The following is a 22,527-nucleotide window of genomic DNA, read 5'->3' as shown; positions in this document are numbered from 1 at the left end:
ACAGGAGGAAGTGCCATGACCTATGATCCCAATCTCAATCGTGATCCGCCCGACGTCCGGAACCCGCCGCCACGCGCGTCGCGCAGCGGCACCTGGACATGGGCGGCCATTGGCGCCGTGATCGTCCTTGGGCTGGTCGTCTGGTCGCTGATGAGCGGCGGCCCCGGCGTCGACCAGTCGACAACGTCCTCGACAACGTCCTCGACGACGGCGCCCGCGACCGACACAGCACCCGCGATCCAGCCGGCCACACCCGCGGCTCCGGCAACGCCGCCGACCAATGATGCCGCTCCGGCGAACCCGCCTGCAGGCAACTCGCAGCCGTAACCGGGTCCGCAGAAACAGAAAGCCGCCCGTCTCGAAAGAGGCGGACGGCGAAGCTGCGTCAGCCCTTTGGCGGATAGGGATCGTGGCTGTAGGAATTGCACTCGTGGATCAGCATTTCCGCCTTCTGGCCCCAGGATCACCGCTGCCAATCGAGGTCGGTGACGGCATAGTGCTGCATCTCCGCGATCTCGCCGACAAACGGTCGGATGGCGGCAAGGAAGGGCAGGAAGTGGGATCCCTTTCGAAAACCTTGCAGGTGGTCTTCGGTGGACGTCCACAGAATGCGCAGGGTGAGGCTCGACGGATCCTCGACGCAATGCGCCAGTTCGAAGCCGTGGCATTCCGGCGCGGCCTTGAGGCTGTCTTGCGCTTTGCGGTAGGCTGCGATGAGTTCTTCGGGCGTATGCTGCTTGAGTTGATAGCGAATGTATTCGACGATCATGGCGGTGCGCTCCCGGGTTTCGGCGACATTTTTGCAGAATATCCAAAGGAGACAAGCGCTTACCTTGAGGTAACCAGTATGGCGCCGCACGCGGGCTATGGTGTCGCCGGTCATGCGGCGGGTGGAAAGTGGCAATGGAGGCCTGGGTGGACGTCGACAAGATGCATGATTGCCCAGTCCTGGCGACCATTCAGGTCATCGGCGGAAAATGGAAGCCGCGGATCCTGTGGCGACTGCGCGACGGGGCGGCAACCTTCGGAGAGTTGAGGCGCATTGTCGGAATGTCCGAAAAGGTGCTGCAGGAAAACCTGCTGGCGCTGCGTCGCGACGGCGTCATCTCCCGCACGCCGGTGAAGGGCGGGGACATAGTCTATGTCGAGTATCGATACACCGATTACGGCCTGTCGCTGGTGCCGGTGCTGGATGCCATGGGGAATTGGGGTTTGGCGCATGCCGCCAAAGAGAGAGACGGCGAGCCATCGGCAGCCCGCGCACCCCGCCGCCGAGCCTGAGCATCGCTCAGGAGGCCGCGATCATCAATGCGGCCTTCGCCGGTTTATTCGTCGTTCATCTTCAACGCGGCGATGAACGCTTCCTGCGGGATCTCGACCTTGCCGAACTGACGCATGCGCTTCTTGCCTTCCTTCTGCTTGTCGAGAAGCTTGCGCTTGCGGGTGGCGTCGCCGCCGTAACACTTGGCAGTCACGTCCTTGCGCAGCGCGCGGACGGTTTCGCGTGCGATCACCTTGCCGCCGATCGCCGCCTGGATCGGGATCTGGAACATGTGCGGCGGAATGAGTTCCTTGAGCTTCTCGCACATGCCGCGCCCGCGCCGGTCTGCGGCGGAGCGGTGGACCAGCATCGAAAGCGCATCGACCGGATCGCCGTTGACCAGGATCGACATCTTGACGAGGTCGCCCTCGCGGTAGTCGAGGATGTGGTAGTCGAAGGAGGCATAGCCCTTGGAGATCGACTTCAGCCGGTCGTAGAAGTCGAAGACCACTTCGTTGAGCGGCAGCTCGTAGGTGATCATCGCGCGGTTGCCGACATAGGTGAGTTCGGTCTGAATGCCACGCCGATCCTGGCAGAGCTTCAGGATGCCGCCGAGATATTCGTCGGGCGTCATGATCGTCGCCTTGATCCACGGCTCGCGGATTTCCTCGATCTTCACCACGTCCGGCATGTCGGCCGGATTGTGCAACTCCTTCTCGGTGCCGTCCGTCAGCGTCATCTGGTAGACAACCGAAGGGGCGGTGGCGACGAGGTCGAGGTTGAATTCGCGCTCGAGCCGCTCCTGGATGATCTCGAGGTGCAGCAGGCCAAGGAAGCCGCAGCGGAAGCCGAAGCCGAGTGCTGCCGAGCTTTCCATTTCGAACGAAAAGGAAGCGTCGTTAAGGCGCAGCTTGCCCATGGCGGCGCGCAGGTCCTCGAAATCGGCGGCATCGACCGGGAACAGGCCGCAGAATACGACCGGCTGGGCGGGCTTGAAGCCGGGCAGGGCCTGTGCCGTCGGGCGCTTATCGTCGGTGATCGTGTCGCCAACGCGGGTATCGGCGACTTCCTTGATCGAGGCGGTGATGAAACCGATCTCGCCGGGGCCGAGACTATCGACATTGACCATCTTCGGGGTCAGCACGCCGACACGTTCGACCGTGTATTTTGCACCCGTGCCCATCATGCGGATGGTCTGGCCCTTGGTCAGCACGCCGTCGATGATTCGCACGAGAACCATGACGCCGAGATAGGTGTCGTACCAGCTGTCGACCAGCAACGCCTTCAGCGGAGCCGTCTCGCCACCGGGGCTCTTCGGCGCCGGCAGCTTGTGCACGATGGCTTCGAGCACGTCGGGGATGCCGAGACCCGTCTTCGCCGAGATCTGCACGGCGTCCGAGGCGTCGATCCCGATGACTTCCTCGATCTGTTCCTTGATCCGCTCCGGTTCCGCGGCCGGCAGGTCGATCTTGTTGAGCACCGTCACCAGCTCGTGGTTGTTGTCTATCGCCTGGTAGACGTTGGCGAGCGTCTGCGCTTCCACGCCCTGGGAGGCGTCGACGACGAGCAGGGACCCCTCGCAGGCCGAGAGCGAGCGCGACACCTCGTAGGCGAAGTCGACGTGACCGGGCGTGTCGATGAGGTTGAGCACATAGGTTTCGCCATCGTTCGCCTTGTAGTGCAGGCGCACGGTCTGGGCCTTGATGGTGATGCCGCGTTCCTTCTCGATCTCCATGTTGTCGAGAACCTGTTCCGACATCTCGCGGTCGGCAAGACCGCCGGTCGACTGGATCAGACGGTCGGCCAGCGTCGACTTTCCATGGTCGATGTGGGCCACGATCGAGAAATTGCGGATATGGTCAAGGGGCGTGCGGGACGATGTGCTCATGGGCAGCGCATATAGCAGCGCGCAATCCGCCGGCAAAGCGGAATATGGGGGTTTCAGCGGCATTCGCGGCGTAGCAGCAAGATTTCCGGGGCGGAGCCACGTGCCTCTCCAACGGCGGTTGAATTTTTTTGCGTGGCGGTGTCGATTCCGTGGTTGGCGGCGCGTCTCTTCGGTGACGGCGCCGATGGCCGGGCCGGAAATGCCTCAAGGAGGGGCCGATACCATGCAGTACATGCTTCTGATCTATGAGAATGAGGAAATCTTCGGCGGTCCGGAAAAGACCGGCCCCCTCATGGCGGAAATCGGGCCGAAGCATTTCGCCCTCATCGGCGAGATGGGTGCTGCAAGGCTCGGCGGCGGAGGCCTCAAGGGCACCGCATTCGCAACGACGGTCCGCCGCGAGAACGGTGAACAGACGATCCACGATGGTCCGTTCGCCGAAACCAAGGAGCAGCTCGGCGGCTATTACCTGATCGATGTGCCGGATCTCGATGCCGCGATAGCGCTCGCTCGGCGTGTGCCCTTGGGGCGTGACGGAGCCATCGAAATTCGCCCGCTCATTCCGCTGCCGCCCGGGGTGACGCGGTGAGCACACCGGTCGGCGAGGGGGCGCTCGACGATGCCTTTCGGGCGGTCGGCGGGCGCATCCGCGCGGCGTTAGCCGCCCGTTATCGAGACCTCGATCTCGCGGAAGAGGCGTTTGCGGAAAGTTGCCTGAAGGCAGCCAAGGCCTGGAAAGATGAAGGTCCGCCGCGAGATACCGCGGCATGGCTCTATCGGGTGGCAGAGCGCACGGCGCTCGATATTCTGCGTCGCCGTCGGACACGCACGGAAAACCGTCCCGACGAGCCGGCGTCCGAACCGACCGCCGAAGATCGGCTGACAAGCGACGACGCCGTAATTCCCGACGAGCGATTGAAGCTGATCTTCGTCTGCTGCCATCCGGCCATTGGCGGCGAAAGCCGCGCGGCGCTCACGTTGAAGCTCGTCTGCGGCCTGACGACAGGCGAGGTCGCACGTGCCTTTCTGTTGTCCGAAACCACACTTGCGCAGCGGCTGGTGCGAGCCAAGCGCAATATTACGGAGGCCGGCGTCGGCTTTGAGGTTCCGGAGCCAGAGCACTGGGCCGCACGCCTGTCCGCAGTGCTGTCGACGATCGAGATCGCCTATGCCAAGGCGCATGAGGACGCGGCCGGCTCGGGCCGTCATGCAGGTTTTGCCCGCGAAATGTTCGACCTTACCGCATTGCTCGCGGAAATGCTGCCCGAGGAGGCCGAGGTTCTGGCGCTGGCCGCGACTGTACGCTTCGCCGAGGCGCGCCGTCCGGCACGTATCGATTCGACCGGGGCGATGATTCCCCTGGTCGAACAGGATCCGGCGCTCTGGTCGCAGCCAATGATCGCGGCGGCTCGGGGATACTGCGCAAGAGCGCTCGGGATGTCAGGGCCGGGACCTCGCATCATGCAGATGATGATCCATGCGCTCTGGTGCGGCAGAAGGAGTGTCGCCGATCCGCCGCCATGGAAGGCCGTGCTCGCGGCTTACGACATCCTGCTCGGCCTCCGCGACGATCCGGTGATCCGTATCAACCGCGCAGTGGCGCTTGCGGAGGTGCAAGGGGCAGAGGCTGCATTGATCGAGCTGGACCGATTGGATGCCGATGTGCTGAACGACTTTTTGCCGTTCCTCGCCGCCCGGGCCGACGTTCTGTCGCGGCTCGGGCGCCACGACGAAGCGCGGATTTCCTTCGACAGGGCACTTGCTCTTGGACCGGGAGAGGCGGAACGCCGGTTCCTGGAACGGCGCCGGGCCGATCTCGTCGGGAAATAGGGTTCAGACGGCAAACTGTTCCGGCCAGTCGCGTCGTGTGGCGACTTGGCCCTCGGTGCGCAGCCGCAACACATCCTCAAGGTCAATATCGGTGATCAGCCATCGGCTTTCATCGACATCATCGCTCTCGCTCTCGGCGAACACGCCAGACGGCGGCATGCCGTAGTCCGGCGGCACGTACAGTGCCGCGCGCCCCCTGTTCTCGTCGAGAGCCGGGAACCATGGTGCATTGCCCGCCGTCGGTGAGACGAGCACAGCAATCTGGTTTTCCAAGGCGCGTGCCTGTGCCCCGATCCGCACCCGATAGGCGCCGGCCAGCGTATCGGTGCAACTCGGCGCGAGAATGAGTTCGACGCCCAGGTCCGCAAGCTTGCGACCGAGCATCGGGAACTCGTTGTCGTAACAAATGAGGATGCCGAGCGTGCCGAGCGGCGTTTCGAAACTGCGGAGGCCGTCCTCGCCGGCTGCAATCCCCCACTGCTCTCGCTCGAAGCGGGTCATGATGATCTTGTCCTGATGGCCGATCAGGCCATCGGGACCGAAGAGCCAGGCGCGGTTGCGATAGTTGCCGTCAGGATCGCGCATCGGCGCCGAGCCCGGCTGAAAGACGATGCCGTGGGTCCGGGCGAGGTTCTCGCAGAGTTCGAGCCAGGCCGGGATCATCGGCTGGATACCGGCAATCGACCCGTGCAGATCAGAGCGGACCTGCGCGTCGATCTGGCCGGTGAGCACAAGGCCCGAATATTCGGGCAGCAGCAGAAGCTTTGCTCCCTTCTCGACGGCTGCACGCACGAGTTGGGTGAGATGGAGGGCGTAATCCTCCCAGGTCTCGATCAGATCGATCTTGTATTGGCAGCTTGCGAGCGTGATCTTGGTCATGAACGGAGGTCCCGTATCCAGAAAGAGAGGGGCTTCGGACTTTCCCTGGCCTCGTCGAGGTCGCGCCAGGAGAAGGTCGTGCGCAGCTCGGGATGATGGGTGTAGCCGCGCCTGGTCCAGAACGAATCGAGAGGCACGTAATCGGCCGGCCTGCGCGGATGATCGGCCGCGCGCTCGACGGCGCAGAAGGTGGCATAGCGCAGGCCGAGTTTTCTCGCCTGGGCCTCGCGGCCTTCGAAGAACTTCACGCCGATGCCCTGGCCGCGATATTCGGGGAGAAGCACGCTTTCGCCGAAGTAGAAATGCTCGGCCGGGTCGCGTCCTGCGGCCAGGAAGGGCGCCTTCACCTCGTCCGTCTCTCCGACCATCGGCGTTCCCGTCGCTGCACCGACGACTCGGTCGCTATCGGCCGCCAGTACGAAAACCGAACCCTCGGAACGCGAATAGGTGGCGAGATAATTCCGCTCGTAGGCGAGGTCGCCCTCGTACAAATACGGGAAATCCCGGAACACAGCGATCCTCAACCGAGCAAGGTCGTCGACGAATGCGGCGATCTCGCCGCCGGAGAAGGATTGGATCGCGAGGGCCATGAAGTGTTTTCAGTCCGTTTGGGAGCGGTTATACCGTTCCCGAACCTTTGATCCAAGTCCTGCCTGCCACGGAGGAATGCCATGACCGCTGCCGATACGATCCGCGCCTACTATGAAGCTTTCAATGCCGGCGACATGGAGGCCTTCCTGGCGCTTCTGACCGATGACGTCGTTCACGACATCAACCAGGGTGAACGCCAGATCGGCAAGGAGGCTTTCGCACGCTTCATGGAACACATGAATCGCTGCTACAGGGAAGAACTTACCGATATGGTGGTCATGACCAGTGAGGACGGCCGACGTGGGGCGGCCGAATTCGTCGTCAATGGCGAATATCTGGCGACGGATGAAGGCCTTCCGCCAGCGAACGGCCAGAAATACGTTCTCCCGGCCGGCGCCTTCTTCGAACTCAGGGACGGCAAGGTCGCGCGGATATCCAACTACTACAGCCTTCCGGAATGGGTTCGTCAGGTCGGCGGCTGAGGGACGGGTTTCTCAGCGAAGGAGTGGCAGCGCTGCGCGGATGGCCGGCATGCGTAGCCACAGGCCGCCCCACATGAAAGCGGCAATGTAAAAGCTGAATAGCACGTGGCTGAAGAGCGGGCTTTGGGCGCGCAACTGCGTCGCGATCGCGCCTCCGAGAAGGCCGGTCATCAGGATGGCGCCGAGCAGGCTGGTGCGTGGAACCAGGTAGAGCACCACGCAGGTCAGCTCGATGATGCCGATCATCGTCGAATAGCCGGGTGGCCAGCCGAGGGCAGCAAGCGTCTCCTCCGCAACAGGCAGGCCGAGAAGCTTGGGCGCCACCGACGCTCCAAGCATGAACAGGACAAAAATCAGCGACAGGCCGCGCCCGGCCCAAAGGGCGATTAGTTCCTGTTTCATAGGTCGTTCTCCTCTCTCCGCGTGCCGATCGGGCGCACCCCACAGTGCATCTTTTTCTTGAGAAGCACCGCACATCCGTTTATCTTTTGGGAAAGATAACAGGAGATAGCTTTATGGCAAGACAAATTACTTCGGGGCAGGATCTGCAGGATGATCACGTCGGCGTGCGCCGGCGACAATGGTCCAGGGAGCTTCCGGATGTGAATACCGTCGGCATGGCCATTCTCGGTCGCGCGCGCTGGATCACACTGAAGGTTCGCCCATCCATCGAGGCGGTGTTTGCGAAATACGGACTCGATACCGGCGAATTTGACGTGTTGGCGACGCTTTTGCGGTCCGGCCCTCCTTATCGGCTTCGCCCGACCGAGCTGTTCCAGCAGCTGATGATCACCTCGGGCGGCTTGACTCCGAGACTTGCGCGTCTTGAGAAGGCCGGTCTTGTCGAGCGTCCGCCAAGCGAGAGTGATGGACGCAGCCTCCCTGTGCAATTGACGCCGCTCGGGCGCAATCAGGCCGAGGCGGCCTTCCGCGCCGACATGGCGCTTGAGGCCGATCTTCTGACGTGCCTTGACGAGCACGAAAAGGAAGATCTCGGACGTCTGCTGGCCAAGTTGGCGGTTGCTCTCGATCCCTGAAGTGCCTAGTTGCTGCTCTTGACTCCACTATGTGATGCTGTAATTCTCATATAATGGAAGATGAAGAGAATGACTTCGCCCGGTCGATTGGGGAGCGCGTAAGAGCGCTGCGCAACGAACGCGGATTGACGCTCGACCAGCTCGCCGAAATGTCAGGCGTCAGTCGGGCGATGATCTCGCGGATTGAGCGCGCCGAGACGAGTCCGACGGCTGTGTTGCTGGCGAGGCTCTGTTCGGCGCTGGGTCTTTCGCTGTCGGTTTTCTTCGATACTGCCGCCGGCGCGTCCGAGCCTCTGGCGCGCCGTGTCGACCAGCCCGTCTGGCGCGATCCGGAAAGCGGCTATCTGCGCCGCGTTGTAGGCCCGCCCGGCACGGGCTCGCGCGTCGACGTCGTGGAAGTCGAGTTTCCGCCCGCGGCGGAAGTGCGCTTCGGCAGCCAGCCGGCAAGTCGCACCCAATGGCAACACGTCTGGTTGTTCGAGGGGGAGATGGAACTGGCCGTTGGTGAGCGCACCTATCGACTTGCCGCCGGTGACTGTCTGCATATGAACGTCGGTGAGGTGCATGCTTTTCGCAATCCGACAGACAAACCTGCCCGCTATGCCGTGGTCATCGACCTCGGCCCACGTTGATGCAAGCCCTCTCCCGGAGCCTTTCATGTCTGCCGTCATTCGCCTGCTGAACGAAGAAGAAGCACTCGCCCGTGTTCCCGATCTTTGCGAGATACTTAGTGATTGCGTCGACGGCGGTGCCTCGATTGGTTTCATGGCGCCGTTGGCGGATGACGATGCAGCGGCATACTGGCGGGGAGTCGCGTCCGCGGTCGGGAGGAATGAGGTGTTGCTCTTCGTTGCCGAGGACGAGGCCGGTGGTTTGATCGGTACGGTACAGATCGGCTTCGCATTGAAACCGAACCAGCCGCATCGGGCGGACCTGATGAAGCTGCTCGTGCACCGCACGGCTCGCGGTCGAGGTCTATCGCGGCAACTCATGACCGCTGCCGAGCAGGAGTCGAGGGCGCGCGGACGTTGGCTGCTTGTCCTCGACACGGCGACCGGTGAGCCTGCAGAGGCAATTTACGAACGTTTCGGCTGGGTACGTTCCGGTGTGATCCCGGAGTACGCCTTGTTTCCTGACGGTCGTTACTGCGCAACCACGGTGTTCTACAAACGTCTCGCCCCGGCCGCGAACACCTGACCGCTCGAGCCTGCTTTCGCGTAGCGCGCTGACCGGACTCACAGGTTGTGCCAAAAATGGGCGCCATACGTCGTCGTTCGTCTCTCCCATGAGCCCTGATGGGCATGCTAGCCATTGCGTCACAGACAATATCCATGAACTGGGGGAATCTCATGATGCTTTTCGTTTCCGCAGCGCGCAAATCTGCGGGGCTTCTTCTGACGGCGGGTGCCATATTCGCTGCGGCGCTGCCTGCACTTGCCGCCGACGTCACCTTTGTCATGCGCAACGAGCATCCGAACGCCGTTGAGGTCGAACTCTACAGCCAAGACCGCGATCATGTATGGCCGGGGAACAATCAGGTCTATTATCTCGACGACGGCGAGACCAAACAGATTCCGCTTTCCTGCAACGAGGGGGAATCGATCTGCTATGGTGCCTGGGTTTCCGGCGACCGCGGTACCTATTGGGGAACCGGGCCGGATAACGCCGAATCCTGCAGCGACTGCTGTTATGTGTGCTCCGGCGGTGAAACCGAAGAAATCAATCTCGTCGAATAAAGCGCCACCGAGAATTTCGCGGTCGACGGCTCCGGACCGCTCGAATCCTCTTTCGAGCGCGTTCCGGCCTGCATGGCTGAAGGGATCGCTCGGTCCCTTGCCAAATCCTCGGACGCAAGGGTAGCGTGCGCCCCAAATCGACAGAGGAGTGGTGTGAATGCGGGTTTTCTATTCGGAGAAGCACAAGCTGCGGGATGCAAAGACGGAGCTGCACGGTGGCCTGCTGGTAAAGCCCTTCGAGGGTCCGTTTCGTGCCGAATGGATTCTTGCGGCCGTCAAGGAGGCGGGATTTTCTGAGGTTGCCGCGCCCGAAGAGCACGGACTTGAGACAGCCCTGAAGGTCCACGACGCCGGTTATCTCGAGTTCCTGCGCACCTGCTGGGAGCGGTGGCGCGCTCAGGGCTTCGAAGGCGAAGCAATTGCTACATCCTTTCCCTGCCGCCGCAGCCAGGTAGGCCGTGTGCCGAAGAACATAGACGGTGCTGTCGGCTACTACGCCAACTCGGCAGAGACGGCGATTTCCGGCGGCACGTACGAGGCCGCCATGGCCTCGATGGATGTCGCCGTTTCCGGCGCAGACTGGCTTTCTCAGGGCAACAGGTTAGCCTTCTCGCTCTGCCGCCCGCCGGGTCATCACGCCGGCATCGATCTCTTCGGCGGCTACTGCTTCATTAATAACGCTGCCGTTGCTGCACAACGATTGCTTGATCGCGGAGCGTCGAGGGTTGCGATCCTCGATGTCGATTTTCATCATGGCAACGGCACCCAGGACATCACCTACCGCCGCGGCGACATCTTCTTCGCGTCTCTCCACGGTGAGCCGGAAGATGCCTTCCCGTTCTTCATGGGATATGCCGACGAAACCGGAGAGGGCCCGGGCGACGGACTTAACGCGAACTATCCGCTGCCTTCTGGTACGGCCTGGGACGTCTGGTCGTCCGCCCTTGCGGATGCGCTCGGACGCATCCGCTCTTACGGTGCCGAAGCTATCGTCCTATCGCTCGGCGTCGACACCTTCGAAGAGGATCCGATCAGCTTCTTCAAGTTGAAGAGCGCGGACTATCTTCGCATGGGTGAGATGATTGCTGCCGCTGGCCTGCCGGTCTTGACGGTCATGGAGGGAGGCTACGGCGTGCCGCAGATCGGACTCAACGTTGCAAACGTGCTCAAGGGGCTGGAAAGCTGAGGTCTTTTGCCTATCGAGTGAAACCGGCGGAAACACCCTCTTCGGAAAATCGGCAAGAGCGGCGCCTCTTTTGCAGGAGGAGCGGACCCGAAGGTCGTAGCTGCCCCGCCCGCGGGTCTGTTTCAAATGGGAACAGTTCGGATCGCACCGTTAGAGCGCCTTTAATAAGCTCCGTCGAAATAGCGGTGCATTTGCGGGGAAGGGCTAAACGCTGCGCACGCAGCTGATATGGTCCGCCCAGCCACCCCCTGAGGTGGTCAGGAGCCCACGTCCAACCCCCACCCCCCAGCCGGTCGTGGGCTCCGCCTCGGCTGATTCCGTCAGCAGGTCTCGAAGGAGATCCTATACCCCGGCATCTTCTTGCTTCGCCTTGATATTGTATGAAGGCCCCGGACGGATCGTCCGGGGTCTTCCCAGTCTTCCCATATCGATGTGAATTGGTGCTGCGCTAGAGTGTACCGGCTCGCTGCTGCAGCATCATGTAGGTGTCGAAACCGTACTCGGCGATCTGTGCCCAGAGATAGGCATCTTGTTTGAAGGCCTGCTGGCTCTCGTAAAGCGTCTTGAAATTTTCGTTCTTGGCGCTGAGCTCGGCATAGGTTTCCCTGGCTGCCTTGTGGCAGACATCGAGGATGTCGGAGCTGAAGGCGCGCAACTGGGCGCCCTCGGCAACGAGCTTGCGCAGGGCCGCGGCATTCGATGCATCGTAACGTGCGAGCATGTTTGCGTTGGCGGTTGCGCAGGCATCTGAGAGAATGCGCTGATAGTTCTTCGGCAGTTCGTTGAACTTCTCGCGGTTGAAGAAGGCATGGACTGCCGGTCCGCCTTCCCACCAGGCCGGGTAATAATAGTACTTGGCAACCTTGTAGAAGCCGAGTTTGAGATCATCGTAAGGCCCGACGAACTCGGTTGCATCGATCGTCCCCTTCTCGAGCGCCGGGTACACGTCCGATCCGGCGATTTGCTGGGGCGTGACGCCTACCTTGCTCATCACCTCACCGGCAAGACCGGCGATGCGCATCTTGAGACCTTTCAGATCCTCGATGCTTTTGATTTCCTTACGATACCAGCCACCCATCTGCGCGCCGGTATTGCCGGCCGGCAACGCATAAAGATTGTAGCTCGCGAGGAAGGCGTTGAGGAGGCCGTTGCCGCCGCCGGCGGTGAACCATGCATTGGTCATGCGGGCGTTAAGACCGAAGGGGATTGCTGTGCCGAGTGCGAACGCCGGATCCTTGCCAATGTAATAGTAACAGCACGTATGTGCCATCTCGACGGTTCCGGCTGCGACGGCGTCGGCGGTCTGCAGCGGTGGTACGATCTCTCCGGCGGCGAAATTCTGGATCGTGAAATTGCCGTCGCTGGCCTCCGACACGCTTCTTGCGATGTCTTCTGCCGCTCCGAAGATGATGTCCAGACTCTTGGGGAAAGACGAGGCGAGACGCCAGGTGAGTTTCGGATTCTGCTGCGCAATCGCGGGTGCGGCAAGTGCCACGGCCGATGCGGCACCCAGTCCGGCGGTGCCGGCCTGCTTGAAGAACGTGCGACGGTTCATGATGGGAAGCCTTAGTCGTTATAGGGTAAAATCTTCCTCTCTCCCGGCGCGGGATAAATCACTTCATCGCCGTTTGTGCAAGATCATCCGCGCAAATTTCGGTCGGCAATGGCAGCGTTTCTTTGCGAAGATTGCGCGGCGAGGTGCCGCTGCGTGCGAAAATTTTACGGTGCCGTCCTTAGAGCGCCGGTGTCGGTCGCCGATTCGTCGGATCGTCCAGCGCGGGATTGTAGAACATCGCTAATACGAGGCTTCGGGCAATGCGCTCGGCCGTCCCCATGAACCATTGTGCCGCTTCCTCGTTCGGCGCGATGTCGTCGAGTGTCGCGCGGAAGAGTGTGAGCCACTCGGCGAACAGGCCGTCGTAGACGCCTTCGACGTCGAGATGGGCTTGAACCGGCTTGCCACCGTACGCGCCGGTCTTGAACGCGACAGACGACCAGAAGCTCTTCATCTTTATGAGGTGGTCGGGCCAGCGTCCGGCAAGCCGCTGTTCGAAGACGGGGCCGAGGTGTTCGTGGGCGCGGATGCGACCATAGAAAGTTTCGACCAGGAGGTCGATGAACGCGGCATCCACGCCGAGACGTTCCATCTCGGCCTGGGCGCGTTCGCGTATACCAGCAACATGGGCTGCACGCACCGTCAGATCGGCGGCCATTTGATAACGTCTCCCTGGATTGTTTTCTCTTCAGTTGGATTGATATCTGTCAATTTCAAGGCATGTTGCCAAACGCACATGAGCGAATACCTACTCCGCATGTCTAGACTGCGAAACGTCCGATGCAATGCGGCGATATGCCTGTTGGGCGATGGCCATCGGCCCTTGACCGGGCCACCGGAATAGATAAATTAGAATTATTCTAAATGGAGTCATTCATGCTCGGTCGATTTTTCCCATCCTCTTCGAAACGCTCCTTCGCGAGCCTGAGCGAACAGGAAGTATTGGCACTCGCGATTTCCTCCGAGGAGGACGACGCGCGAATCTATCTCGCCTATGCCGACCAGTTGCGGGCCCAGTACCCGCAATCGGCCAAAGTGTTCGAAGACATGGCGGAAGTCGAGCATTCCCACCGCAATATGCTGATCGACATGCATCGTCGTCGGTTCGGTGAGCGCATTCCTCTCATCCGTCGTGAATACGTCAGTGACTTCTATAGCCGTAAGCCGGATTGGCTCCGGGCGAACCAGACGCTCGAGCAGATTCGCGATGAAGCGGAAGCGATGGAACAATCGGCCTACCGCTTCTACACGGAAGCGGCGAAGCGGACGAGCGATGCCGAAACACGACGTCTGCTCGGGGACCTGGCGCTGGCCGAGCAAGGACATGAAGAGACCGCCCGTATGCTGGGCGAAAAGCATGTGCCTGCCGAGGTTGCGCACGAGGAAGCCCAGACAGCGCGACGGCAGTTCATCCTGACTTATGTTCAGCCGGGTCTGGCGGGACTGATGGACGGCTCGGTCTCCACACTCGCACCTATTTTTGCCGCGGCGTTTGCGACGGGCGATACCTGGCAGACCTTCCTCGTCGGTCTCTCCGCCTCGGTCGGCGCCGGCATCTCCATGGGCTTCACTGAAGCCGCCCACGACGACGGCAAGCTGTCGGGCCGCGGTTCGCCGGTGAAGCGCGGTCTCGCGTCTGGTATCATGACCGCGCTCGGCGGCCTCGGCCACGCATTGCCCTATCTGATCCCCCACTTCTGGACGGCGACGATCACCGCAGCGGTCATCGTCTTCATCGAACTCTGGGCGATTGCCTTCATCCAGAACAAATACATGGAAACGCCGTTCCTGCGCGCAGCCATGCAGGTCGTTCTCGGCGGCTCGCTCGTGCTCGCGGCAGGTATCCTGATCGGCAACGGCTAGCCTGTCATCCGGACGGCGCCAGACAGGCGCCGTTCGCTTGCATGCCGCTCGGTCTGGTAGTCCAGCGGCGGTTGCCAGCCTGGCGCGACGCGGCCGGCGTGGCGGCGCACCATGACACCGTCCCCTCTGACCATCGGTCTCGGCGTGCTGCCGCTCTATTATTTTGGCACTGTCGACTATGGCCGGACGACGGGAATTCTTTCGGGCGTCCGCATGGTGCTGTCGGCAGCCGCTCCGGTTTCAATCGTGTTTGTCAGTGAACGAGCCAGTGCCGGTGCCGCGATCCTGTTCCTGCTCGGTGCCGCTGGCACAGCTGCAGAAACAATGGCCCTGCTTTCACGCCTGGCTCCGCCGACGCGCGAGGAGCCCGGTAGCTGAGCACGCGGTCAGAAATGGCCTTATTTCAACGCGCCGACCATGAGATCGGTCGTGCCGTTCTCGATCGTCACCCATCGGCCACTATCGAAACTCGCCTGCCGCTTGAGATAGGTATACGGCGTCGCAGTCCAGAGTTTGACCTCGTCGTTCAGGTTGTCGAGGACATAGTCGCCTTGCGCCGCGCGCACTGTCAGGACCGCGTGGCCTTCGCCGTCCGGCTTGCGCACGACGGTGATGAGAAGGTCGGAAGGGTCGAAGCCCGCTTCGATCAGCTTCTTGCGCTTCAACAGAACGAAATCCTCGCAGTCGCCGACATCGGTGGGATAAGTCCACACTTCTTCGCGACCGTAGATGTCGGAGTCGGTCATCGGCGTGATTGAGGCATTCACCGAAACGTTTATGTCGCGCAGAACGCTCCAGCCCCGATCGGTTATCCGGGGCGCCGGTGCGTTCGCACGACCGTGGAGGCTGCATTCGTCGCGATGGCTGCGACAGAATTCGTAGTGACCGATCGGCTGTGAGGTGACGGCTCCGGTGACCATGGCTTTCGGTGCCGCCGGCGCCGAGAAGCCGCTGTTGATCGGCGCAAAAAATGCCGTCGCCGCCAATGCTGCGGCGAACGCACGCGAACCGTTCCTCATGAACCCGTCCCTTTATATCGTTAACGAAGAGTTAATGCGGGAGGGACGTGTTAGTCAATCATTAGCAACTGCTGAAGACAGGCAATTCGTAGCTATGGTTAAAATGCATCACTTTGCTTCTGAAATGCCGAGGATCGCAGCGTTCATCCGCTCGATGTCCTGGGGGCGGGAGAGCCGGTGGTCGCCGTCGCGGACCAGCGTCAGGACGACGTCGTCGGCAGGCAGGAACTCGACCAGCTTCAGCGCATGGGTATAGGGCACGTCGGGGTCCTTCATTCCCTGCAGGATGTGCACCGGACAGCCGGTCTCGATAATACCGGTGAGTACCCGGTTGTTGCGCCCGTCTTCGATCAGGGCGCGAGTGAAGATGTTTGGCTCCGGACTGTACTGCGACAACTCTTCGAAATAGCCACGCTCCTCAAGCGACCTTTGCTCGTCCGCGCTGAGATTCGGCTCCACCAGCTCGGTCGTGAAGTCGGGCGCGGGTGCTATGAGCACCATGCCTTCGAGCCTCGGACCTGTCCCGCGGCGCTTGAGTTCCTGGGCGAGGCGAAGCGCGATCCAGCCGCCCATGGAAGAGCCGACTAGGACGACACTTTCCGGTGCCGCTGCATCGAGGACCGCGAGCGCCTCTTCGAGCCAGCGCGAGATGGTGCCGAGCTTGAAATCGCCTCCCGAGGCGCCGTGGCCGGAATAGTCGAAGCGGATCGCCTGGCGCGCGGTGCGTGCCGCAAGGCCGTCAAGCTCCTCCGCCTTGGTCCCGCTCATATCGGAGCGATAGCCGCCCAGCCACATCAGCGCCGGGCCCGCGGCCGGGTCGGAGGTTGGCCGGATCAGCATCGCGATCTCCCGCCTTGCCTCATCCGAACCCACGACGAGATGCTGCAGTCGGGGCTCAGTCTTGATGTCTGTCATGAGGAACTCCAAATCTCGCTACGCGTTCATAAAACTGATTCGTTCTTGCGAGCACACTAGGTGATTTTCTTTCCGAAGCGTGTTATTAGCCTTGCCGCGGCAGCTGCAAGCGCAATGGAAAGACGAGATTTCGCTCCGGCCGACGATGCCGCATTCGGAAACCAATGAGGAGAATACGACCATTCGCAGACCTTTCAAAGCCGACGCCCCCGTAAAGGAAGGGCCGCGCTCAAACCGGGAGATCAGGGTCCCCAGAGTTCAGCTTATCAATGAAGAAGGTCAGAACCTCGGTGTCGTGCCGACGGACGAAGCCCTTCACATGGCCGAAGAGTCCGGTCTCGATCTCGTCGAGATCTCGCCGAATGCTGAACCTCCCGTGTGCAAGATCCTGGACCTCGGCAAGCTGAAATTCGCCAACCAGAAGAAGGCGGCCGAAGCGCGCAGGAAGCAGAAGATCGTCGAGGTCAAGGAAATCAAGATGCGGCCGAACATCGACACCCATGACTATGAGGTGAAGATGAGGGCGATGAACCGCTTCTTCGAAGAGGGCGACAAGGTCAAGGTGACCTTGAAGTTCCGCGGCCGCGAAATGGCTCACCAGGAGCTCGGCATGAAGCTTCTGCAGCAGGTGAAGGAAGATACCCTGGCAATCGCCAAGGTGGAAGCCGAGCCGAAGCTCGAAGGCCGTCAGATGATGATGGTGCTGGCGCCGAGGTGAGGTGAAAGCCCACTTCTGTGACCGAAGCCGCCGCCTGTCGGCGGCTTTTCACGTCTTTCGGCCGATTCCCCCGGTCGAACCCGTTGCGCTTTTGACCGAGTGCGGTTATAAGCGCGCGTCCGAACGGTCCGGCAGGGCATGCCGTGGCCGTTTCTAATGCTTGAAGGGAGCCTCGTCTGTTCCTTTCGATACAAAAACAATGGAGTAGCAAAATGCCCAAGATGAAGACGAAGTCTGCTGCCAAGAAGCGGTTCAAAGTCACCGCTACCGGCAAGGTGCTGGCAGCTGCTGCTGGCAAGCGCCACGGCATGATCAAGCGGTCCAACAAGTTCATTCGCGACGCGCGCGGAACCATGGTTCTCGCCGACGCTGACGGCAAGAAGGTCGTCAAGAACTACCTGCCGAACGGTCTCTGAGACCCGGCTCTACTGGATTACTAAGGAGATCATGACATGGCACGCGTAAAACGTGGCGTTACCGCCCACGCCAAGCACAAGAAGGTTTTGAAGGCAGCCAAGGGTTTCTATGGCCGCCGCAAGAACACCATCCGCGCCGCAAAGGCCGCGGTTGACCGTTCCAAGCAGTACGCTTACCGCGACCGCAAGGCGAACAAGCGCAACTTCCGCGCTCTGTGGATCCAGCGCATCAATGCTGCCGTCCGCGAATTCGGCCTCACCTACGGCCGCTTCATCGACGGTCTCAACAAGGCCGGTATCGAAGTTGACCGCAAGGTTCTTTCCGATCTCGCAATCCGCGAGCCGGAAGCTTTCGGTGCGCTCGTCGCCGCCTCGAAGAAGGCCCTCGAGTACCTCAAGGAAGACGGTTCGGCCAACGAGTTTGAAAGCGCGGTTCGTTAAGACCAGCGCTTCCCAAGCTTTCTAAAAATTCGATTGGGAAACCCGCGCTGGCAGGGCTGGCGCGGGTTTTTTCTTTATCGGTGTCATGCCGACCGCAGTGTGGTTTCGGCAATCAGGGGCAGGAACAAGAGACATGTCCGATCTCGACAGTTTGAAAGCGGCCCTCCTGGCCGATATCGCCGCCGCCGACGGTGAGGCGGAAATCGAGGCGCTGCGCGTTGCAGCCCTCGGGAAGAAGGGTTCGATCTCCGAGCTACTGAAGACGCTCGGCTCGATGACGCCGGAGGAGCGCCAGACGCGCGGCGCCGCCATCAACGCGCTGAAGAACGAGGTGACCGAGCAGATCACCACACGCAAGGCCGAGCTTCGGGATGCTGCTATCGCTGCCCGCCTCGCCGCCGAAACGGTGGACGTCTCGTTGCCTGTCCGCTCCTCGCCGGCCGAGCGCGGTCGCATCCATCCGATCAGCCAGATCGTCGACGAGATTACCGCCATTTTCGCCGATATGGGTTTTTCGATTGCGGAAGGTCCGGACATCGAGACCGACTACTATAACTTCACCGCGCTCAACTTTCCCGAAGGCCATCCGGCCCGCGAGATGCACGACACCTTCTTCCTGGAGCCGGATTCCAACGGTGAGCGGAAGGTGCTGCGCACCCACACCTCCCCGGTGCAGGTCCGCACCATGGAAGCGCAGAAGCCGCCGATCCGCATCGTCATTCCCGGCAAGACCTACCGCCAGGACTCCGACGCCACCCACTCGCCGATGTTCCATCAGGTCGAAGGCCTCGTCATCGACAAGACCGCAAACGTCGCGAACATGCGCTGGGTGCTCGAGGAATTCTGCAAGGCCTTCTTCGAGGTGGACAATGTCGTGATGCGCTTCCGGCCGTCCTTCTTCCCCTTCACCGAGCCGTCCTTCGAGGTGGATATCCAGTGTGACCGTTCCTCGGGACCGATCGTCAAGTTCGGCGAGGGCAAGGACTGGATGGAAATCCTCGGCTGCGGAATGGTGCACCCGAACGTCCTGCGTTCCGGCGGGCTCGACCCGGACGAGTACCAGGGTTTTGCCTGGGGTATGGGTCTCGACCGCATCGCCATGCTGAAATACGGCATGCCGGACCTTCGCGATTTCTTCAACGCCGATGTTCGCTGGATGAGCCACTACGGTTTCCGCCCGCTCGACGTGCCGACGCTGTTCGGCGGCCTGAGCGCGTGAGGAGGATAGAACGATGAAATTCACACTCTCCTGGCTGAAGGAACACCTGGAAACCGACGCCACGCTCGACGAGATCTGCGAGCGTCTGACGGCGATCGGCCTCGAGGTCGAGGACGTCGATGACAAAGCTGCCTACAAGCCCTTCGTTATCGCCAAGGTGCTGACGGCCGAAAAGCATCCGGAAGCCGATCGGCTGAAGGTGCTGATGGTGGACGCAGGCGACGGTAAGCCGGTGCAGATCGTCTGCGGCGCGCCGAATGCCCGCGCCGGCCTTGTCGGCGCGCTTGCCCGTCCGGGCACCTATGTCCCCGGCATCGACGTGACGCTCGCCGTCGGCAAGATCCGCGGCGTGGAAAGTCACGGCATGATGTGCTCCGAAAAGGAGCTGAACATCTCCGACAATCACGACGGCATCATCGATCTGCCTGAGGATGCGCCGGTCGGTACCTCGTTCGCTGCCTATGCCGGCCTCGACGATCCGGTCGTCGAGATCAATCTTACGCCCAATCGTCCGGATTGCACCTCGATCTTCGGCATCGCCCGCGATCTCGCCGCCTCCGGCCTTGGCAAGCTGAGACTGCCGAAGGCGCCGGATTTCAAGGTCGAAGGCGAGACCCCCGTCGAGGTCAAGATCGTGCTCGACGATGAGCGGCTCTGCCCCGGCTTCGCCTATCGTCTAGTTCGCGGCGTGAAGAACGGCCCGAGTCCCCGGTGGATGCAGCAGCGGCTTCTCGCCATCGGTCTTCGTCCGATTTCGGCACTGGTCGACGTGACCAACTACATGACCTTCGACCAGGGTCGGCCGATGCACGTCTTCGACGCCGACAAGGTCAAGGGTGACCTCGTGGTCCGCCGTGCCCGCGAGGGCGAGGAGATCCTTGCGCTCGACACCCGCACCTACAAGCTCAACCCGGCCAATGTCATCATTGCCGACGACAACGGTCCGGAATCGATCGGCGGCATCATGGGCGGCGAGCATTCCGGCTGTGACGAGAATACCGTCAACGTGCTGATTGAATCGGCGCTTTGGGACCCGATCAATATCGCCAAGACCGGCCGCAGCCACGGCATCATCACCGATGCGCGCTACCGCTTCGAACGCGGCGTCGATCCGGAATACATGGTGCCCGGCCTCGAGCGCACCACCGAACTGGTGCTCGAAATGTGCGGAGGCACGGCGGCGGCCTCCCAGGTCAGCGGATACAAAGACCATGTGAAGAAGGTGGTCGATTTCCCGTTCTCCGAAGTGAAGCGCCTGACGGGGTTGACCGTCTCGAACGCGGAAGGTCGCGAAATCCTTGCCGGTCTCGGCTTCGAGGTCGAAGGCACGGGCGAGGTGGTCAAGGTTGCCGTTCCCTCCTGGCGACCGGACATCGACGGCAAGGCCGATCTTGTCGAAGAGATCATGCGCATACATGGTGTCGACAACATCAAGCCCGCGCCACTGCCGAGCGCCGGTGCCGTCAATGGCCGCATCCTGACGCCGCTGCAGATCCGCACGCGCACGGCCAAACGCGCGCTGGCCGCCCGCGGCATGCTGGAGGCCGTCATCTGGTCCTTCATCTCGCACGAACAGGCAAAGCTCTTCGGCGGCGGAAGTCACGCGCTCCGGCTGGCGAACCCGATCGCCGCCGATATGTCGGACATGCGTCCTTCGCTGTTACCGGGCCTTCTCTCTGCGGCTCAACGTAACGCCGACCGCGGTTTCGGGGATGTCGCGATCTTCGAGGTTTCGGGCACGTACGAGAACGATGCCCCGGAGGGGCAGCGTCGCGTCGCCGCCGGCATTCGCCGCGGAACGGCCTCGCTTTCCGGTGCCGGCCGCATGTGGTCGAACGCTGCCAAGGGCGGCGGCAAACCGGTCGATGTCTATGACGCCAAGGCCGACGCGCTCGCCGTGCTGGAAGCCTGCGGTCTGCCGATGGGGAATGTGCAGGTCGAGCCCGGTGCACCCGCGTGGTACCATCCGGGTCGCTCCGGCACGATCAAGATGGGCCCAAAAGTGACCCTCGGTTACTTCGGAGAATTCCATCCTAAGACGTTGGAGGCCCTTGATGTCACCGGCGCCCTTGCCGGCTTCGAGATCTATGTCGATGCGGTACCGGAACCGAAGAAGAAGGCCACCCGTACGAAGCCTGCGCTGGAGCTTTCGCCCTTCCAGATGGTGAGACGCGACTTCGCTTTCGTCGTCGACAGGACGGTGGAGGCCGGAGCAATCGTCAAGGCGGCCGGCAGTGCCGACCGCAAGCTTATCACCGGTGTGAATGTCTTCGACGTCTTCGAGGGGGCATCGCTCGGCGAGGGGCGCAAGTCCGTCGCGATCGAGGTGCTGATCCAGCCGGTCGAGAAGACTTTGACCGACGATGATTTCGACGCGCTGACCAAGAAGATCATTGCCAACGTCGAAAAGTCGACCGGTGGCGTACTTCGCGCCTGACACGATGAGGACAAGCGGAAAGGGCGGCGCAGCCGCCCTTTCCTGTTCAGGCTCTGCTCGGCTCAGCCGCGCCGGTCTTCGTCCGAATCGGCAGACGGACGAACATCACGACGTTGCCGGCAAGGGTCAGAAGAAGGCCGGCGACGCCGAGCGTGGTCCAGTGATAGTCTTCGTAGATGCTCGACAGCGTGAGCGCGACGACCGGGAAGAGAACGGTTGCGTACGCGGCCTTCTGCGAGCCGATCCGTGAGACCAGCATAAGGTAGGTCGTAAAGCCGATGACCGATCCGACGACGGAAAGATAGAGCAGCGCGCCGAGATAGGTGAGGTCCGGCGGCGCGATGACCGGCGTAGCGGTAAGAAAGACGAGGCACAGAAGGGTGAGGGCGCCGTAGCTCATGCCCCAGGCATTGGCCGTCACCGGACTGATGCCGGCCGCGCTATTGCGGCGCGATGCCATGTTACCGAGCGAGAAGAACACCGTGCCGAGCGCCGAAAGCCCGATGCCCTTCCAACTGTCCGGATTGAAGGCGACGAAGATATCCGGTCCGAAGAGCAGTACGAGCCCTATGGCGCCGAGCGTTGCGGCGAAAAGCGTGCGCGGGCTGATCCGGTCGCCGAAGAATATCCGCGCGTTGACGGCGTTGAAGATGGTCGCCAGTGAAAAGACCACCGATATCAGACCGGACGGAACGTAGGCGGCAGCGTAATAGAAGCAGAGAAAGTTGCAGCAGAACAGGCAGAGCGCCTGCGCGAGGATGAAGGGCTGCTGCCGTAGCGGCGGAATTTTCATCCGGCGTGTCGCGATCAAAGCCCCGACGAGGACCAACGCAGCGGCGGCGAAGCGATAGAAGACGGATACCAGAACCGGAACGGGCCCGATCTGGAGGGCGATGGCGATCCAGGTCGTGCCCCAGATCAGAACGGTGGAGGAAAAGAGCAGATAGTTGGTCATGATTCTTCCCTGGATTTTGGGGCATACCTACGGCCATTCCGGCAGTCGAGCTTGCACGATCTTGCGGTGAATTGCGCTGAGGAGTGCTACGGCCGTGAC

At 61.7% G+C, this 22,527-nt stretch carries 27 protein-coding genes; 17 read left to right on the top strand and 10 right to left on the bottom strand.

Going from position 1 to position 22,527, the window contains the following annotated elements:
- Positions 1 to 15 precede the first annotated feature (15 nt).
- Positions 16 to 327, top strand: a complete 312-nt coding sequence (locus H4I97_RS16330; protein WP_182305670.1) for a hypothetical protein — start codon at positions 16 to 18, stop codon at positions 325 to 327.
- A gap of 136 nt (positions 328 to 463) precedes the next feature.
- Here H4I97_RS16330 and H4I97_RS16325 read toward each other — a convergent pair whose 3' ends face one another.
- On the bottom strand, positions 464 to 883 hold the full coding sequence (locus H4I97_RS16325) for an antibiotic biosynthesis monooxygenase family protein (protein ID WP_182305669.1): 420 nt from the start codon (positions 881 to 883) through the stop codon (positions 464 to 466).
- A gap of 20 nt (positions 884 to 903) precedes the next feature.
- Between H4I97_RS16325 and H4I97_RS16320 the strand changes: the two genes are divergently transcribed.
- The gene (locus tag H4I97_RS16320; protein WP_182305668.1) at positions 904 to 1,281 is read left to right on the top strand and encodes a winged helix-turn-helix transcriptional regulator; all 378 of its coding nucleotides are present in this window, start codon (positions 904 to 906) and stop codon (positions 1,279 to 1,281) included.
- Positions 1,282 to 1,325: 44 nt separating this feature from the next.
- On the opposite strand, the gene lepA is transcribed toward H4I97_RS16320, so the two are convergent.
- The gene (gene lepA / locus H4I97_RS16315; RefSeq protein ID WP_182305667.1) at positions 1,326 to 3,149 is read right to left on the bottom strand and encodes a translation elongation factor 4; all 1,824 of its coding nucleotides are present in this window, start codon (positions 3,147 to 3,149) and stop codon (positions 1,326 to 1,328) included.
- Between the two features lie 223 nt (positions 3,150 to 3,372).
- Between lepA and H4I97_RS16310 the strand changes: the two genes are divergently transcribed.
- Both H4I97_RS16310 and H4I97_RS16305 read left to right on the top strand, forming a co-directional pair.
- Complete coding sequence (locus H4I97_RS16310; RefSeq protein WP_182305666.1) at positions 3,373 to 3,738, top strand: YciI family protein; 366 nt, start codon at positions 3,373 to 3,375, stop codon at positions 3,736 to 3,738.
- The gene (locus H4I97_RS16305) at positions 3,735 to 4,979 is read left to right on the top strand and encodes an RNA polymerase sigma factor (RefSeq protein ID WP_182305665.1); all 1,245 of its coding nucleotides are present in this window, start codon (positions 3,735 to 3,737) and stop codon (positions 4,977 to 4,979) included. The genes H4I97_RS16310 and H4I97_RS16305 overlap by 4 nt, the downstream gene beginning before the upstream one ends.
- 3 nt (positions 4,980 to 4,982) lie before the next feature.
- Here the strand turns inward: H4I97_RS16305 and H4I97_RS16300 are convergent, their stop codons facing one another.
- Together H4I97_RS16300 and H4I97_RS16295 are read right to left on the bottom strand one after the other, a co-directional pair.
- Positions 4,983 to 5,858, bottom strand: a complete 876-nt coding sequence (locus H4I97_RS16300) for a carbon-nitrogen hydrolase family protein (protein ID WP_182305664.1) — start codon at positions 5,856 to 5,858, stop codon at positions 4,983 to 4,985.
- Entirely contained in the window at positions 5,855 to 6,448 is a 594-nt protein-coding gene (locus H4I97_RS16295; RefSeq protein ID WP_182305663.1) for a GNAT family N-acetyltransferase, read from the bottom strand. The genes H4I97_RS16300 and H4I97_RS16295 overlap by 4 nt, the downstream gene beginning before the upstream one ends.
- A gap of 81 nt (positions 6,449 to 6,529) precedes the next feature.
- Here H4I97_RS16295 and H4I97_RS16290 point away from each other — a divergent pair, with 81 nt between their 5' ends.
- A complete protein-coding gene (locus tag H4I97_RS16290; RefSeq protein ID WP_182305662.1) occupies positions 6,530 to 6,931 on the top strand; it encodes a nuclear transport factor 2 family protein in 402 nt (133 codons plus the stop codon).
- A 12-nt stretch (positions 6,932 to 6,943) separates the two neighbouring features.
- On the opposite strand, the gene H4I97_RS16285 is transcribed toward H4I97_RS16290, so the two are convergent.
- Positions 6,944 to 7,333, bottom strand: a complete 390-nt coding sequence (locus H4I97_RS16285; RefSeq protein ID WP_182305661.1) for a DoxX family protein — start codon at positions 7,331 to 7,333, stop codon at positions 6,944 to 6,946.
- Between the two features lie 113 nt (positions 7,334 to 7,446).
- On the opposite strand from H4I97_RS16285, the gene H4I97_RS16280 reads away from it, so the two are divergent.
- The 5 genes from H4I97_RS16280 (at position 7,447) to H4I97_RS16260 (ending at position 10,890) form a co-directional block, all read left to right on the top strand.
- On the top strand, positions 7,447 to 7,968 hold the full coding sequence (locus tag H4I97_RS16280) for a MarR family winged helix-turn-helix transcriptional regulator (protein WP_182307686.1): 522 nt from the start codon (positions 7,447 to 7,449) through the stop codon (positions 7,966 to 7,968).
- A 53-nt stretch (positions 7,969 to 8,021) separates the two neighbouring features.
- Positions 8,022 to 8,600: a helix-turn-helix domain-containing protein gene (locus tag H4I97_RS16275; protein ID WP_182305660.1), complete on the top strand. Its 579-nt coding sequence runs from the start codon at positions 8,022 to 8,024 to the stop codon at positions 8,598 to 8,600.
- Positions 8,601 to 8,625: 25 nt separating this feature from the next.
- The gene (locus H4I97_RS16270; protein WP_182305659.1) at positions 8,626 to 9,165 is read left to right on the top strand and encodes a GNAT family N-acetyltransferase; all 540 of its coding nucleotides are present in this window, start codon (positions 8,626 to 8,628) and stop codon (positions 9,163 to 9,165) included.
- 155 nt (positions 9,166 to 9,320) lie between these two features.
- A complete protein-coding gene (locus H4I97_RS16265; protein WP_182307685.1) occupies positions 9,321 to 9,704 on the top strand; it encodes a hypothetical protein in 384 nt (127 codons plus the stop codon).
- 157 nt (positions 9,705 to 9,861) lie between these two features.
- Positions 9,862 to 10,890, top strand: coding sequence for a histone deacetylase family protein (locus H4I97_RS16260; protein WP_182305658.1), 1,029 nt, complete (start codon positions 9,862 to 9,864; stop codon positions 10,888 to 10,890).
- 448 nt (positions 10,891 to 11,338) lie between these two features.
- On the opposite strand, the gene H4I97_RS16255 is transcribed toward H4I97_RS16260, so the two are convergent.
- Positions 11,339 to 12,445, bottom strand: coding sequence for a TRAP transporter substrate-binding protein (locus tag H4I97_RS16255; RefSeq protein ID WP_182305657.1), 1,107 nt, complete (start codon positions 12,443 to 12,445; stop codon positions 11,339 to 11,341).
- A 178-nt stretch (positions 12,446 to 12,623) separates the two neighbouring features.
- A complete protein-coding gene (locus H4I97_RS16250) occupies positions 12,624 to 13,103 on the bottom strand; it encodes a group III truncated hemoglobin (RefSeq protein ID WP_182305656.1) in 480 nt (159 codons plus the stop codon).
- Between the two features lie 218 nt (positions 13,104 to 13,321).
- Between H4I97_RS16250 and mbfA the strand changes: the two genes are divergently transcribed.
- Both mbfA and H4I97_RS16240 read left to right on the top strand, forming a co-directional pair.
- Positions 13,322 to 14,308, top strand: a complete 987-nt coding sequence (gene mbfA / locus H4I97_RS16245; protein WP_182305655.1) for an iron exporter MbfA — start codon at positions 13,322 to 13,324, stop codon at positions 14,306 to 14,308.
- Positions 14,309 to 14,419: 111 nt separating this feature from the next.
- On the top strand, positions 14,420 to 14,686 hold the full coding sequence (locus H4I97_RS16240; protein WP_182305654.1) for a hypothetical protein: 267 nt from the start codon (positions 14,420 to 14,422) through the stop codon (positions 14,684 to 14,686).
- Positions 14,687 to 14,706: 20 nt separating this feature from the next.
- Here H4I97_RS16240 and H4I97_RS16235 read toward each other — a convergent pair whose 3' ends face one another.
- Both H4I97_RS16235 and H4I97_RS16230 read right to left on the bottom strand, forming a co-directional pair.
- A complete protein-coding gene (locus H4I97_RS16235; protein ID WP_182305653.1) occupies positions 14,707 to 15,327 on the bottom strand; it encodes a transglutaminase-like cysteine peptidase in 621 nt (206 codons plus the stop codon).
- A gap of 108 nt (positions 15,328 to 15,435) precedes the next feature.
- Positions 15,436 to 16,242 (bottom strand): alpha/beta hydrolase, encoded by an 807-nt coding sequence (locus H4I97_RS16230; RefSeq protein ID WP_182305652.1) that lies wholly within the window; start codon positions 16,240 to 16,242, stop codon positions 15,436 to 15,438.
- 181 nt (positions 16,243 to 16,423) lie between these two features.
- Here H4I97_RS16230 and infC point away from each other — a divergent pair, with 181 nt between their 5' ends.
- The 5 genes from infC to pheT all read left to right on the top strand — a co-directional run bounded on the left by infC (position 16,424) and on the right by pheT (position 21,473).
- Positions 16,424 to 16,960 (top strand): translation initiation factor IF-3, encoded by a 537-nt coding sequence (gene infC, locus H4I97_RS16225; protein WP_244658797.1) that lies wholly within the window; start codon positions 16,424 to 16,426, stop codon positions 16,958 to 16,960.
- 212 nt (positions 16,961 to 17,172) lie between these two features.
- Positions 17,173 to 17,376 carry a 50S ribosomal protein L35 gene (gene rpmI / locus H4I97_RS16220; RefSeq protein WP_112685884.1) on the top strand — a complete coding sequence of 68 codons (204 nt, stop codon included), beginning with the start codon at positions 17,173 to 17,175 and terminating at the stop codon, positions 17,374 to 17,376.
- Between the two features lie 36 nt (positions 17,377 to 17,412).
- The gene (gene rplT / locus H4I97_RS16215) at positions 17,413 to 17,817 is read left to right on the top strand and encodes a 50S ribosomal protein L20 (protein WP_182305651.1); all 405 of its coding nucleotides are present in this window, start codon (positions 17,413 to 17,415) and stop codon (positions 17,815 to 17,817) included.
- A gap of 133 nt (positions 17,818 to 17,950) precedes the next feature.
- Positions 17,951 to 19,036 (top strand): phenylalanine--tRNA ligase subunit alpha, encoded by a 1,086-nt coding sequence (gene pheS, locus H4I97_RS16210; protein ID WP_182305650.1) that lies wholly within the window; start codon positions 17,951 to 17,953, stop codon positions 19,034 to 19,036.
- Between the two features lie 13 nt (positions 19,037 to 19,049).
- Positions 19,050 to 21,473, top strand: coding sequence for a phenylalanine--tRNA ligase subunit beta (pheT, locus tag H4I97_RS16205; protein ID WP_182305649.1), 2,424 nt, complete (start codon positions 19,050 to 19,052; stop codon positions 21,471 to 21,473).
- 46 nt (positions 21,474 to 21,519) lie between these two features.
- Here the strand turns inward: pheT and H4I97_RS16200 are convergent, their stop codons facing one another.
- Complete coding sequence (locus H4I97_RS16200; protein WP_182305648.1) at positions 21,520 to 22,428, bottom strand: DMT family transporter; 909 nt, start codon at positions 22,426 to 22,428, stop codon at positions 21,520 to 21,522.
- Between the last annotated feature and the right edge of the window lie 99 nt (positions 22,429 to 22,527).

Source organism: Ciceribacter thiooxidans (assembly GCF_014126615.1).
Taxonomy (GTDB): domain Bacteria; phylum Pseudomonadota; class Alphaproteobacteria; order Rhizobiales; family Rhizobiaceae; genus Allorhizobium; species Allorhizobium thiooxidans.
The sequence above is the reverse complement of the archived record's forward strand: the minus strand, read 5'-3'. Positions and strand labels throughout refer to the sequence as shown.

Coding starts and splice junctions, on each gene's coding strand:
- H4I97_RS16265 (WP_182307685.1), top strand. CDS start 9,321: ATGCTTTTCGTTTCCGCAGCGCGCAAATCTGCGGGGCTTCTTCTGACG.
- H4I97_RS16200 (WP_182305648.1), bottom strand. CDS start 22,428: ATGACCAACTATCTGCTCTTTTCCTCCACCGTTCTGATCTGGGGCACG.
- H4I97_RS16235 (WP_182305653.1), bottom strand. CDS start 15,327: ATGAGGAACGGTTCGCGTGCGTTCGCCGCAGCATTGGCGGCGACGGCA.
- lepA (WP_182305667.1), bottom strand. CDS start 3,149: ATGAGCACATCGTCCCGCACGCCCCTTGACCATATCCGCAATTTCTCG.
- H4I97_RS16290 (WP_182305662.1), top strand. CDS start 6,530: ATGACCGCTGCCGATACGATCCGCGCCTACTATGAAGCTTTCAATGCC.
- H4I97_RS16285 (WP_182305661.1), bottom strand. CDS start 7,333: ATGAAACAGGAACTAATCGCCCTTTGGGCCGGGCGCGGCCTGTCGCTG.
- H4I97_RS16310 (WP_182305666.1), top strand. CDS start 3,373: ATGCAGTACATGCTTCTGATCTATGAGAATGAGGAAATCTTCGGCGGT.
- H4I97_RS16300 (WP_182305664.1), bottom strand. CDS start 5,858: ATGACCAAGATCACGCTCGCAAGCTGCCAATACAAGATCGATCTGATC.
- H4I97_RS16330 (WP_182305670.1), top strand. CDS start 16: ATGACCTATGATCCCAATCTCAATCGTGATCCGCCCGACGTCCGGAAC.
- rplT (WP_182305651.1), top strand. CDS start 17,413: ATGGCACGCGTAAAACGTGGCGTTACCGCCCACGCCAAGCACAAGAAG.
- H4I97_RS16280 (WP_182307686.1), top strand. CDS start 7,447: ATGGCAAGACAAATTACTTCGGGGCAGGATCTGCAGGATGATCACGTC.
- H4I97_RS16250 (WP_182305656.1), bottom strand. CDS start 13,103: ATGGCCGCCGATCTGACGGTGCGTGCAGCCCATGTTGCTGGTATACGC.
- H4I97_RS16230 (WP_182305652.1), bottom strand. CDS start 16,242: ATGACAGACATCAAGACTGAGCCCCGACTGCAGCATCTCGTCGTGGGT.
- pheT (WP_182305649.1), top strand. CDS start 19,050: ATGAAATTCACACTCTCCTGGCTGAAGGAACACCTGGAAACCGACGCC.
- H4I97_RS16325 (WP_182305669.1), bottom strand. CDS start 883: ATGACCGGCGACACCATAGCCCGCGTGCGGCGCCATACTGGTTACCTC.
- H4I97_RS16320 (WP_182305668.1), top strand. CDS start 904: ATGGAGGCCTGGGTGGACGTCGACAAGATGCATGATTGCCCAGTCCTG.
- H4I97_RS16260 (WP_182305658.1), top strand. CDS start 9,862: ATGCGGGTTTTCTATTCGGAGAAGCACAAGCTGCGGGATGCAAAGACG.
- H4I97_RS16255 (WP_182305657.1), bottom strand. CDS start 12,445: ATGAACCGTCGCACGTTCTTCAAGCAGGCCGGCACCGCCGGACTGGGT.
- mbfA (WP_182305655.1), top strand. CDS start 13,322: ATGCTCGGTCGATTTTTCCCATCCTCTTCGAAACGCTCCTTCGCGAGC.
- pheS (WP_182305650.1), top strand. CDS start 17,951: ATGTCCGATCTCGACAGTTTGAAAGCGGCCCTCCTGGCCGATATCGCC.
- H4I97_RS16270 (WP_182305659.1), top strand. CDS start 8,626: ATGTCTGCCGTCATTCGCCTGCTGAACGAAGAAGAAGCACTCGCCCGT.
- H4I97_RS16275 (WP_182305660.1), top strand. CDS start 8,022: ATGGAAGATGAAGAGAATGACTTCGCCCGGTCGATTGGGGAGCGCGTA.
- H4I97_RS16295 (WP_182305663.1), bottom strand. CDS start 6,448: ATGGCCCTCGCGATCCAATCCTTCTCCGGCGGCGAGATCGCCGCATTC.
- rpmI (WP_112685884.1), top strand. CDS start 17,173: ATGCCCAAGATGAAGACGAAGTCTGCTGCCAAGAAGCGGTTCAAAGTC.
- H4I97_RS16240 (WP_182305654.1), top strand. CDS start 14,420: ATGACACCGTCCCCTCTGACCATCGGTCTCGGCGTGCTGCCGCTCTAT.